This is a genomic window from Endozoicomonas sp., assembly GCF_031844845.1.
Classification (GTDB): domain Bacteria; phylum Pseudomonadota; class Gammaproteobacteria; order Pseudomonadales; family Endozoicomonadaceae; genus Endozoicomonas.
Genome location: NZ_JAVRMB020000314.1, coordinates 1 through 11,988 on the forward strand (window position 1 = coordinate 1; position 11,988 = coordinate 11,988).

General features: G+C 46.9%; 10 protein-coding genes. 6 read left to right on the top strand and 4 right to left on the bottom strand.

Annotated elements, in window-relative coordinates:
* Nucleotides 1-356: 356 nt before the first annotated feature.
* Nucleotides 357-1,304, bottom strand: coding sequence for a protein kinase domain-containing protein (locus tag RM811_RS17480; protein WP_402526897.1), 948 nt, complete (start codon nucleotides 1,302-1,304; stop codon nucleotides 357-359).
* A gap of 76 nt (nucleotides 1,305-1,380) precedes the next feature.
* On the opposite strand from RM811_RS17480, the gene RM811_RS17485 reads away from it, so the two are divergent.
* Nucleotides 1,381-2,154, top strand: a complete 774-nt coding sequence (locus tag RM811_RS17485) for a hypothetical protein (protein WP_402526898.1) — start codon at nucleotides 1,381-1,383, stop codon at nucleotides 2,152-2,154.
* Nucleotides 2,155-2,201: 47 nt separating this feature from the next.
* On the opposite strand, the gene RM811_RS17490 is transcribed toward RM811_RS17485, so the two are convergent.
* On the bottom strand, nucleotides 2,202-3,428 hold the full coding sequence (locus RM811_RS17490; protein ID WP_402526900.1) for a hypothetical protein: 1,227 nt from the start codon (nucleotides 3,426-3,428) through the stop codon (nucleotides 2,202-2,204).
* 521 nt (nucleotides 3,429-3,949) lie between these two features.
* On the opposite strand from RM811_RS17490, the gene RM811_RS17495 reads away from it, so the two are divergent.
* Nucleotides 3,950-5,347 (top strand): L-cystine transporter, encoded by a 1,398-nt coding sequence (locus tag RM811_RS17495; RefSeq protein ID WP_402526901.1) that lies wholly within the window; start codon nucleotides 3,950-3,952, stop codon nucleotides 5,345-5,347.
* Nucleotides 5,347-6,771 (top strand): CoA-disulfide reductase, encoded by a 1,425-nt coding sequence (locus RM811_RS17500; RefSeq protein WP_402526902.1) that lies wholly within the window; start codon nucleotides 5,347-5,349, stop codon nucleotides 6,769-6,771. Before RM811_RS17495 ends, RM811_RS17500 begins: the two co-directional genes overlap by 1 nt.
* Before the next feature lie 32 nt (nucleotides 6,772-6,803).
* Here RM811_RS17500 and RM811_RS17505 read toward each other — a convergent pair whose 3' ends face one another.
* Entirely contained in the window at nucleotides 6,804-9,176 is a 2,373-nt protein-coding gene (locus RM811_RS17505; RefSeq protein WP_402526904.1) for a hypothetical protein, read from the bottom strand.
* Nucleotides 9,177-9,392: 216 nt separating this feature from the next.
* On the opposite strand from RM811_RS17505, the gene RM811_RS17510 reads away from it, so the two are divergent.
* The 3 genes from RM811_RS17510 to RM811_RS17520 all read left to right on the top strand — a co-directional run bounded on the left by RM811_RS17510 (nucleotide 9,393) and on the right by RM811_RS17520 (nucleotide 11,687).
* Nucleotides 9,393-10,853: an SLC13 family permease gene (locus RM811_RS17510; protein ID WP_402526905.1), complete on the top strand. Its 1,461-nt coding sequence runs from the start codon at nucleotides 9,393-9,395 to the stop codon at nucleotides 10,851-10,853.
* A gap of 317 nt (nucleotides 10,854-11,170) precedes the next feature.
* Nucleotides 11,171-11,425 (top strand): type II toxin-antitoxin system Phd/YefM family antitoxin, encoded by a 255-nt coding sequence (locus tag RM811_RS17515; RefSeq protein WP_402526907.1) that lies wholly within the window; start codon nucleotides 11,171-11,173, stop codon nucleotides 11,423-11,425.
* On the top strand, nucleotides 11,415-11,687 hold the full coding sequence (locus tag RM811_RS17520) for a Txe/YoeB family addiction module toxin (RefSeq protein WP_402526908.1): 273 nt from the start codon (nucleotides 11,415-11,417) through the stop codon (nucleotides 11,685-11,687). The genes RM811_RS17515 and RM811_RS17520 overlap by 11 nt, the downstream gene beginning before the upstream one ends.
* Before the next feature lie 110 nt (nucleotides 11,688-11,797).
* Here the strand turns inward: RM811_RS17520 and RM811_RS17525 are convergent.
* On the bottom strand, nucleotides 11,798-11,988 hold a 191-nt coding region (locus tag RM811_RS17525), incomplete at its 5' end, for a hypothetical protein (RefSeq protein WP_402526910.1).

The window sequence follows — 11,988 nt, forward strand, 5'->3', positions numbered from 1 at the left end:
TTCCCACGCTCTGCGTGGGAATGCATAGCCAACCACAGGAATCGTGTCTGTGGTTGGGTCCTGGCGCTACCACGCAGGACCCACAGGGCCTAAAAGCGTGGGAGCGAGGAGGGTTTTGCGACAACCGCCTTCGCGACGATGACGGTCGGGGGGTGTTTTGCCCTTTTGCGACACCCTCCTCCGAGGTTGTCGCAAAAGATCATCTGTAGGTCGGTTACCCGCAACTGGGCCACGAGTCGGCTCGCAAGCGAACCGACCTACGTCCAGACCATTGTCAGGCTACCTTTTGCGACAGCCTCGAAGACAGGAATTACCTCCCGCAAGCCTCTGGCAGTTCAGAATTCCGGGTTTAAATTTTACCTGCCACCTGCACCTGCTGCCTCTGCAGCAACTAACAGTTCTTTTGCCTCTTCAGCGGCCTCGCTGGCAGTCACTCTACTTTCAGGCTCCCAGCTCAGTGTTTTTTCAATCAGCAAGACAAGCTCCTGAACCATCGGAATATCTTTCTTTTTCAGTGTTAACTCGCGATCGGTACCATCCGGAATTCTCATATAACCGGCATCAATAACAGCATAATTACAAAGAATACTGGCGATGGTCAGACCAAATGAGTAGATATCACTCTTATGCGTCTGTGTTTGCTCTTTTCCGTGTTTCGGTTTTGTTTCCGGTGCGGCAAACTGTGCTGAGCCTGATATCGCAGCACCTTCGCCATTTTTGCAGACTTTAAATCCCTCCTTCCCTGCGTCATAGGCAAAACCAAAATCAGCAATTTTGATAATTGCCTTACCATCCGGAGATTCAGCAACCAGCAGGTTTTCCGGTTTGATATCACAGTGAACAATCCCACACTCCTGAAGATAAGCCAGCGCCCCAAAGCACTGGCAAGAAAAGTCAGCCAGAATGCTTACCAGTTTCCCAGGGCTGGTCCCTTTGTTGTTAAGCCAGGTTCGCAGATTATCACCGACATATTCCATCTTGAGAAAATACTGCTGCACTTTAATCAAGTAACCACTGTCGTCTTGATAGTCAGAATTCTCACACTCACCGGAATCAATGCACCGAACAATATGATCATGTTGAAGCCTTTTGAGAATGGCAGACTCGCCAGAAGTGGCAGACTTTCCTTTATTTTCGGGAATCAGCGGGATCACTTCTATCTTGACAACCATTCGGCCCTCATCCGGCAGGTCTGAGCAGACAAGTTGATCGTTTTGATGATCCTTAGCCGGAGACATGACAAGCCATACCTGAGCCCTGTCAAGCTCAGGGTCCGGAATATTATCAGCCTTAGTCTCTGTCACGCCCACTGCTGTGTTTCTTATAACACCAGAGAGCGGTTCAATAGTACAACCATTCGATTGCCAGTATCTTAGCGTATTGATTATGGGGAATCCGGAAGTGATGATGTCCGGCTCGATGATTGCGGTTGAGGCTGTTGAAGATATGGAGTCGGTTCTTTCGAACTCGGGCGCCACGAATCCATTCCCGTTCAACGCACTGGATTCAGCGGGGGGATTGGAAACTTTTCTGCAGCTTTCAATCATTAGCAACTGTTGTCGCAGATCAGTAACAAAATTCTCATTTTCAAATACCAGACAACCGCCCGACCTACCCCAGGAACTGGCTGTTGAGGACGCCCCACTGATCTGCTTTTGGATGCTAACAGGATTGCTTTTCTTTGGCCAAAAGCCCGGACCACTTGAATCTGACCCCGACCCCGATAATGTGCGCTCCTTCCATACGCTCGTCACACCCCAGGAACTGACTGCTGAAGACGACCCACTGACCTGCTTTTTATCTGCATGGATGTCAACTGGATTGCTTTCCTCTGGTCGAAAGCCAGAACCACTTGAACCTGACCCCGATAATGTGCGCTCCTGCGATACGCTCGTCGCACCACAGGAACTGGCGGTTGAAGACGGTCCAATGGTCTGCTTTTTTGGAGAATGGATTTTAACAGGACGGCTTCCCAAAGTACCCCGACCACCTGGACCTGACCCCAATGATGCGTGTTTCTTCAATACTTTACTGGTTTTGGAATATTGCCTAACAAAAACGCCAGCCCTTGAAGATACTGATTCCATAGTTCAACTCCAAAACAATAAACTACACCAATATTCCCCCTGTGGGGGCTGCTCGATTATTGATTAGCGGATGCAGGGAGTTTATGTTAAAAATTTGAAACATTAACTCATACCCTAACCTGCTCCTGTTTCTTCCAAAGATTCTCTGGACTTTGAAGAACTGTTTTCCGATACGGATACTCTCTCTACAAATATCCTGTTTAAAAACCTCACAACCAACTCTGGCACAGACTCCATAACTATTCTTGACTTTTTTCCTGAGTTTAAAGCGAGAAAATCAAGCAGCATATTTACCAGGTTTTGATAAGTAAAGGCGGTATCAATTCGTAAATGGCCTGGAAGGCCGATTGTTGGATGTGCGAAAGTTGGTCTCCCTTTCTGATTGTTTTCAACCTTTTTCTTATGATTACTTTTAAGCTCTTTCTTATGATTACTTTTAAGCTCTTTCTTATGACTTCTTTTAAGATCTTCCATTTTCACAGCAAAGCCTTCAAGCAGAATTTTTTCTTTGTCGGGGTCGAATCGAAATTTCTCATTTTTTGGTGGAGAAACTGCAGGTTTTGAACTTTCCCCAACGGTTTCACTGGGAAGAAAAAAATTCGTTGTGGATTCCTCCTCCAAATTTCGAGTAGCCACTTCGAATTGGACACAGCTATCATCAGTTTCAGATCGCAGATCCTGGCCAAGTTCCTTTTTACAAAGCTCAAAAGATGCTTCTGCAAGTAACTTTGGCTTGATCAGATATACCCAATTCGTAACCAACACGTTTTTTACATCCAGATAGGGAGCAAAATCTTTAATATTTGCCGTTCCACAATCATGAAACAATAATAAAAAGTGAAGGTAAAGGTAAATGAGCTGTCCAGCCTCTTTTTGATATTCTTCCTTGTTGCCTATTTTATCATTAATATATTTCTCACGATCCTTAATAAGCTCTGATACTGAAACAATCCTTTCACCTCGCTTTGCCTCAGAAAACAAATTTTCCAGCACTGGAATACGGGAATAACCAGCATAAGCATTATTATGTATTCGAAAGAAATCAGAACCAATGATTCTTTCCACTTGAATGATCTTACCTATAGGGGTTGCCATGTGGCTTGGCATTGCAACCACAGACAGCAGACGGGATTTATAATCACAAAGGCTTCTTTCAGGGGCAGAGGAACTCATGTGACCCTCAGAACCTACTTTTAGCTGAGCCACGCCAGAACAGGTTTCCACACGCAGATTAGCAGAGGAACTCAAACGTGCGTTTTGCGGAACATCTTCAGGAGAGGGTTGCTTACTCAGAGATTCAACAGGAGACCGATGCCAATAATGTGACAAGTAACGATCCATGACATATGAGATCCTATTTCAGAGAACTGTTTATTCTAATCCCTTATACCCACAAACATCCTTTTAAACAGACCACATTCTAGTCAAGCCTCTGTCTTTGTGTTAATGAATCCAGAATGAATGAATAAAAAAGCTACATTCAAGAAAATAATCCAAGATTCTGCCCCCCCCAACAAGATGAAAATTTGACCAGTGCCAGCCCTGTCAAAACACCCACAGATAAACGGTTTTTATTCCGTAAAACTATAGTGCTTACAAAAAAATATTCTAAAAAACAGGGAGTTAACATGCTATCGCAAACCATTAATTTATTGAATAATAGCGACCGGCTTCAGCAGGTCGCTGATCTCAGAGCAATCGAACGGAACTTATGTCACAGATTGGTAGTCTCAATACACAACATTGAATACCAAAAGTACCTGGCACTCTGGATTGAGAATATCGTCTTGCCAACCACTCTTTGCTAACCAGAAGTGGGCTTCACTGGGAACGCCTTTTAAAACAGGAAGGGAATAAGAATCATGTCTTTAGCAGTACTGGCCAATCTCTTTATCATGATGGGTTTGCTTTGCGTCCTCTACCGTTTTCAAAAACAATACATGCCTTTCACCCGCAGGGTATTTATTGCCCTGGGTATGGGGGTGGGTTTCGGTGCCTGTCTGCAACTATTTTATGGCTACCCTTCCGAAACACTCACCGAGTCCATCAGCTGGTTCAATATTGTCGGTAGCGGTTATGTTGCCCTGTTGAAAATGATTATCGTACCACTGGTCATGGTGTCTGTTATTTCAGCCATTCTGAAACTGAAAGGCGCCGGCACCCTGGGCCGAATCAGTGGCTGGATTCTGGCGCTTCTGATGATTACCGTCACCATCTCAGCGGTTATCGGTATCCTGGCAGCACTGGGATTTGGTCTCACCGCTGAAGCGATTACTTCCGGTGTTCGTGAAACAGCCCGGGGTGAACATTTGATATCCACCGCTGCTCACATGCAGGATCTGTCAATCCCCGGTATGCTGGTCAGCCTGATCCCCGCCAACCCGTTCCTGGATATGACCGGTGCCCGCAGCACATCCATTATCGGTGTGGTGATTTTTTCTGCCTTTATTGGTGTCGCCGTGCTTGGCCTGCATCGCAAACAGCCTGAAATTGCCGGTAGTTTTGAACGGGCCGTTGAAGTGGCTCATGCCATCGTCATGCGTATAGTGACCATGGTACTTCGGATGACACCCTTCGGTATTCTTGCGCTGATGACCAAGGTGGTAGCGGGCAGTAACTTCACCGATATCCTGCAGCTGATTCAGTTTGTGATCGCTTCCTACGCGGCACTGATTGCCGTCTTTGTGGTTCACCTGATTATGGTAACCATGGTCGGTGCCAGCCCTATTCAGTATATTAAGAAAATACTGCCAGTACTGACCTTCGCTTTCACTTCTCGCAGCAGCGCAGGCACCATGCCTCTGACCATTCAGACCCTGACCCAGCGTCTTGGCGTTTCTGAAGGCGTTGCCAACTTTGCGGCGTCTTTTGGCACCACCATTGGCCAAAATGGCTGTGCCGGTATTTACCCGGCCATGCTGGCAGTTATGATTGCACCAACAGTGGGCATTGACCCTACCAGCCTGAGCTTTATCGGCACTCTGATTATTACCATCGCCATTGGCTCCTTCGGTGTGGCCGGAGTGGGTGGTGGTGCAACCTTTGCTGCGCTGATTGTCCTTTCTGCCCTGGGCCTTCCCGTTGAGCTGGCAGGCCTGCTGATCTCCATTGAACCCTTAATTGATATGGGACGTACTGCCGTCAACGTTAGCGGTGCCATTACTACCGGCTTTGTGGGTGGTCGGGTTATGGGTGAGGTGGATATGGACACCTTCAACAGCAATGATTCCCTTGACCTGGATATGGATACGGTTTCCTGATGTCTGCTATTTCTGAAAGCTTTTCTTCTGAAAAGAGTGTAAATGAACTGAATCAATCCACGGCTTCTGAATCTCTCAGCATCGTTATCATCGGTGGCGAAGCCGCGGGCATGAGTGCCGCGGCCAAAGTCCGCCGGGTGACAAAAGATGCCACTATTACGGTCTATGAACAGTCCGATGTGATCTCTTTTGGCGCCTGTGGCCTGCCCTATTATGTCGGTGACTTCTTTTCAGACGCCGGCGAAATGTCAGAGTTCTCACCAGAACAGTTTGCCGCCAGGGGGATTGATGTGTGTACCCGGCATCAGGTCACACAAATCAATGCTAAAGAACAAATCGTTCATGTGCACAACCTGTCTACTGGCGAGTACTTTGACCATCCCTATGACCGGTTGCTGATTGCTACCGGCGCAGAACCGGTAGTTCCACCGGTACCGGGTCTCAGAGAAGGCTTGACGGATGGTCGGGTTTTCTGCGTCAAAACCATGAACGATGGCATCACTCTGAAAGAAGCCATCAGCAATCATGAGATCAAAGAGGTTGCCATTATCGGTGCCGGCTATATCGGTCTTGAAATGGCAGAAGCACTTGAACGACAGGGGAAGAATGTCCGCATTATTGAAAGTGCCCCCTGGCCATTGGCAGGAACCTTCGACCAGGAAGTCGCGGAGTGGGTGATGGAAGCCCTCAACAAAGCAGGTATTAAGTGTCACTGGCAGGAGTCCGTTCAGTCCCTTTCAGAAGATGACGACCATCGACTTCTATTAACCACTGACAAAGGCCAGTATCCGGCAGACCTTGTGGTGCTCTGTACCGGAGTGCGCCCCAATACCCGTCTGGTCAGTGACCTTGGTCTTGAGATGCTGGGCAATGGTGCCATCGTTACCGATGATCAGGGCAGAACCAGTATTCCCAATATCTTTGCCGCCGGAGACTGCGCCACCGTTCCCCACGGCCAATTAAACAAACCGGTATGGATTCCCCTGGCCACCTATGCCAATAAAATGGGCCGCCTGGCCGGTGAGGTGATGGGTGGGTCAGACAAACATTTCCCCGGTGCTTACGGCGCAGCCTGTGTCAAAGTGTTGAGCCTGGAAGCAGGTCGGGTCGGTCTCAGCGAACGGGAAGCCAGAGATGAGGGTATCGACTACCAGACTGTGGTCATCAAGGATAAGGATCACACTAACTACTATCCCGGGCAGTCCGACATTCTGGTGAAACTGATCTACGAATCTTCCAGCAAAAAACTGCTGGGTGGCCAGATTGCTGGCGGAAGGGGGGCGGTATTGCGAGTCGATGCACTGGTAGCTGCCATCAAAGGCGGTCTGACCACAGAAGACCTCGGTATGATGGACTTCTGTTATGCACCACCGTTTGCCCGCACCTGGGATGCCCTGAATGTGGCGGGGAATGTAGCTCGATAGGTCATTCGCTATCGCACTCCTGACTTAGAGAATCAAGCGAAATAATCAACTGGATTCTTCTGCTTACTGCCTGACTGTATCAAGAGCAATGTTGTCTTCATGCCTTTTAACGGGTCACTGATATACCCTTTCCCAGATTTACGCAGGTGCAACACTCTCTCTTCAAAACTCTTATCCTGTAACTTTTTTGGCAGGCCATCGAGCTCGGTTTTGTATTGATGAAGAATGCTGCCAGCCTCTTGATCCAGGGCGTCAATTAACTTAAGCAGACTATTAATAACTTCCAGATCGTCACTTTCAAAGCGTGAATAATCAGTATTGCACGCTAACTCACCTTCAACGCGTCTTGCTGGATCGTATTGGTTTAGACCGGCACGATTATATTCTCTCTCAATCAGAACAACCGCCAAATTATAACTTATACAGGCATTTAGCAGAGACAACCTCTCTTTCGGTTTTTCCACAATGGTATGTTTGTTTAATTCCTTCATAATCTTTTTTTTCTTGGTTTTGTATTTCACCGAATCCCCCATGCTATCAATAAGCTTACTCAATTTTAACAAACTGAAAATAATCCCCGAAGAACAATTATTTAGTAACTGCTCATTTACCACTGGCAAACCTGAGATTTTCTGCAAATCCTCACCGGAATCACTGAGCTGTAGAGAACCAGAAGCTGAAGCTGAATCTGCCAGTGAATTTTGAGCAGTTACATTATTTACACCTCCTGCGCCAGATTCTTCTTTTGGATCGTTCTTTTTAGATTCATTAAAAGATAATATCTCATAGAGCTGAACAGGACCTATAGTTTTTTTATTTTCTGCAATGCATTGACCAACCGCCCTTTTAACACTTGAGAGCAATTGTGAAACCTCAGCAATCCTCTCAAATGCTCCGGCATTATTTTCAACCCAGAAAAGAAACTTTTCATTCAAATTCTTACCCGATTTTGAAAAAGGATTTTTATTATTACCACTCTTATCACACCAGCCTAACCAGTAGGTAAAAGTTTGCAACATAAATCTTTCAACAGTATGTATCAGCCTATTTCCATCTGAATATGCCTCTTTGTACCACTCTGAAATATTTTTCTGATCATAAGTGATAAGGCTGTCACATATAGTTTTGGAGACTGTTGAATGGCTTATATTCCCGGCAATCGTTCTGATTTTATGACCATTAGTAAACAGACCAGGGGCTGCACAAGAATTGACTGTTGGCGACCTGTTTAAAGAGTGGGGTAACGAGATCTCTCCTGATGAACTACATCCTGACACACCGCTATCTCTAGAAGCCTGACTTTTCAAAGATCCTGAATATCTTAGGAAAGAACTGGCATCAGCGCTACTGTTTAACTTAATAGTGGAAGACCCATCTCTGATACCTCCGGTACATGCAAAGATATTTCTCAAGAAGCCAAAAAATGACGATTTTCGTTTTTTGCCAGAATCTCTACTGTCAACTACAACAGAGCGGGTACCGGCACTGTAAGCTCCGCTTGAAACCTCCGAGAACCCGGAATAGTTTGAAGCACTATTCGGGCAGCCTGTACTTTCGCAATCAGTACAGTTCTCCTGCTCAGCGGGTATGGATGAATTGGTTAACAAGCTGTTCAAAGAAAAGGTGGAGTCGATGCATCCGGCTGTATTAACGCCCACTGATTCAGTACTTGAGGAAAGTGTATTCGTCAACGATAATTCGCTTTGGCCGGAGACTGCACTACCTCGTGCCGAATAGGTATCGAATGGAATCTGACGCAGAAAAAATCCTGAATATCTATGGGAGTCGCCGGTAAGTTCATGACCAGATGAAATCATATATTTTCCTGCTTCCAGCCCACACAAGTCCTGGCTGTTGTCTAAAAAGCAAAGGGTCATGTACTTATCAACATTTAAGCTTTCGGTTAAAACCTCCGGGAATCCGAAAGAGACTGAAGTACTATTCAAGCTACTTGTATTTTCGAAAACAGCATGGGGATTCTTATTCCCGGCCAAGGGTAAAGACGCCAAGTATCTGTTCAAAGAATCGGTGGCGCTTGAATCACTATCTACACTGGATACTGCAGGCTTTAGAGGCATGAACGGGTCCCACTCTAATTCATTGCCCTCAGGATAACCCGCCGGTTTCACTGAACTTTTAACATTGACCTTATCCGACCTGTCATCCCAACCTTCTGCCACCCCGGAATTCTCCGGAAGTTGCGTTACCAATCGGAAGCCAATCGAATATAAGCCAGAACGCACCTTAAATTCATAACAAACGCTATTGCCAGTTAAAAAAGGGTCAACAGATAAAACCTGATGAATCCCATGACGTCCCTTCCTGACTGCTTTATTTACTCCTACATCCTGAGAACTGCGTTGAGCTGAAGCTTCAGTAAGAAAAGAGTTTGCTGAAACGTCCATAATAATATATCCCTTCATCCTAAGATTTAAGTTGAGTCCTGACTCTTAAATATAATTGTTAGATCTCAATCTGCAGGCTTTTTGTGCATACCCCTGTAATTAATCAACAACCAGACACGCTTGTTCAAAAAAAAAACACACTATTGATCCATATCAATATCAGTAAGGCGGCAAATAAAAGACACTATGCGTATAAACCGTAATGGATCTGGTATTGTGACTAAAAAAAATATAGCCTTTAAACGATCTTCACCCGGTGCGCTCTACTGGCTTTCCCTGCTTGCAGGACCACTGGTCTTACTGCTCACCCTGATTGTTCCCCCACCCTCGGGTATGGAGCTGCATGCTTGGTATATGGTGGGTGTGGCTACTATGATGGCCATCTGGTGGGTATCGGAAGTAGTCCCCATTCCCGTCACCTCTTTATTACCCATGATGATAGTGCCTCTTCTGGGTATTGCCAGCATCAAAGAAGTCACTGCGCCTTATGCCCACCCGACGATCTACCTGTTCTTTGGCGGTTTCATGCTGGGCATGGCCATGGAACGCTGGAACCTGCATAAACGTATCGCATTAAACATCATGCTGAAAACCGGGGTTCGGCCAGACCGCCAGATCGCCGGTTTCATGATTGCTACCGCTTTTCTCAGTATGTGGGTGTCCAATACTGCTACCAGCGTTATGATGCTGCCCATTGGTTTATCCGTTGCGTCCATGATCAGTGGTAAAAATGAGGCTGAAAATCAGGCCTTTGGCAAAGCCCTGCTGCTGGCCATTGCCTACAGTGCCAGTATCGGAGGATTAGCCACACTGATCGGCACACCGCCCAATGCATTGCTGGCCGCTTTCCTCTCAGAAAACTACAACATGGAAGTGGGTTTTGCCCAGTGGATGATGGTGGGTCTGCCCATGAGCCTGCTGATGCTGATCGTGACCTGGGTCTGGCTGACACGTTTTGGGTTTAAGCTTTCCAAAGAAGAAAACCCTGAAGCCAGAGGCCTTTTCAACCAGCAACTGGAAAAACTCGGCCCAATGAGCCGGGGTGAAAAAACCGTGGCGGTGATCTTTACGGTAACTGCCCTGTGCTGGATTCTAAGACCCTTCCTGAAGGATTATATTCCGGGGCTGTCAGACACTATCATCGCCATCGCTGCCACCATCAGCCTGTTTATTATTCCGGTTAAACAGGATAAACGGGTTTATGTGATGTCCTGGGAGAAAGCCCGGGACATCCCCTGGGGCGTACTGATGCTGTTTGGTGGTGGTCTCACCCTGGCAGCGCAAATCAAAAGTACAGGCCTCGCCAGCTGGGTCGCTGAAGCCATGAGTATCGCCAATGGCCTGCCAATTCTTCTGGTGGTTGCCTTTGTGGTGACCATCATTACCTTCCTTACCGAGCTGACCAGTAATACGGCAACTGCTGCCGGCTTTCTGCCTTTGATGGGTGCCCTGGGTGTTACGCTGGGTATTGACCCGATCATGCTGGCTGCACCGGCTGCACTGGCCTGTAGTTTCGCCTTTATGATGCCGGTAGCCACGCCACCTAACGCGATTGTCTTTGGTTCAGGAAAACTGGAGATAAAAGATATGGTGAAGGCTGGTTTTGCCCTGAATATTATGGGGATTATTCTGATTACCCTGGTGGGTTATTTCCTGATCGGGCAGTTTCTGGCTTAAGGGAACGCTTCCCGTTGCCCGCCTCCCGCTGCCCGTAAAAGCGCAAGCGCCTCCAGTTTTTCCACCTCGTTCCCACGTTTACGTGGGAATGCATCCCCCCACCACCACAAACAAAACAGCCAGCGTGCAACGCACGCACACTCAGGCAAAGTTTGATCCATTATCACAACGATCATAGGACTGAGGCAGAACGCACAAGCACACCAGGCTTTTTCGGGAAGCGGGAAACGGGAAACGGGAAACGGGAAACGGGAAACGGACAACATTCTCCTATCCCAGCTATACTTGTCCAATTAATTGAACAACTGGTACTGGTTATGAATGTCATCTCTTATTCTGAGGCTCGCAACAATCTCAAGGCCGTTCTGGATCAGGTAGTGAATGATGCCAAACATACTATTATCCACCGGCGGGATGGGGAAGATGCTGTGGTTATGTCCCTGGATAGCTACAACAGCATTATGGAAACCCTGCATTTGATGTCTTCCCCTAATAATGCAAAGCACTTGAACGAATCCATTGAACAGATAAAAAAAGGCCAGATCCTTGAAAAAGGGCTGGATGATGAGTGAATCCCTTCGTTTACTCTGCTGGTCAAAAAATGCCTGGGATGATTATCTTTACTGGCAGGAGCAAGACAGGAAAACCCTTAAACGCATCAATCGCTTAATCACAGAATGTCTGCGTGAGCCTTTTTCAGGGATGGGCAAGCCGGAGCCACTGAAAGGAAACTGGCAAGGTTTCTGGTCCCGCCGGGTCAGCGATGAGCACAGGCTTGTCTATCAGGTAACGGAGAAGAATCTTGTGATTGCTGCCTGCCGGTTCCACTATTAAGGGACGCCGTTGTCCGAAAAAAAGCGCAAGAGCATCTGGCATTTCCGGGTTACGGATTAAACGCTTTCATCAATTTGTGCGGGAAACCCTGTCCTTTAGGGCGGCATCAATCACCCCACAACAGACTTTGTCAAATCGACTTTGTTTTTTTCCTTTATCTGACCAATCAAACCATCAAGACCACTATCACCTTTCTCGCCAAACTCTTTAATTATTCCTTTGACAGCGTCTTTTTTATCTACAAACAACTTAATCTTATTCATCCAGTCATTGGCTGAAGACCTGTCTCTTATACACATCT

What these genes read in the sequence shown, in the direction of transcription:
- RM811_RS17490 (WP_402526900.1), bottom strand. Translation starts at nt 3,428, where the DNA reads ATGGATCGTTACTTGTCACATTATTGGCATCGGTCTCCTGTTGAATCT.
- RM811_RS17495 (WP_402526901.1), top strand. Translation starts at nt 3,950, where the DNA reads ATGTCTTTAGCAGTACTGGCCAATCTCTTTATCATGATGGGTTTGCTT.
- RM811_RS17500 (WP_402526902.1), top strand. Translation starts at nt 5,347, where the DNA reads ATGTCTGCTATTTCTGAAAGCTTTTCTTCTGAAAAGAGTGTAAATGAA.
- RM811_RS17505 (WP_402526904.1), bottom strand. Translation starts at nt 9,176, where the DNA reads ATGGACGTTTCAGCAAACTCTTTTCTTACTGAAGCTTCAGCTCAACGC.
- RM811_RS17515 (WP_402526907.1), top strand. Translation starts at nt 11,171, where the DNA reads ATGAATGTCATCTCTTATTCTGAGGCTCGCAACAATCTCAAGGCCGTT.
- RM811_RS17520 (WP_402526908.1), top strand. Translation starts at nt 11,415, where the DNA reads ATGATGAGTGAATCCCTTCGTTTACTCTGCTGGTCAAAAAATGCCTGG.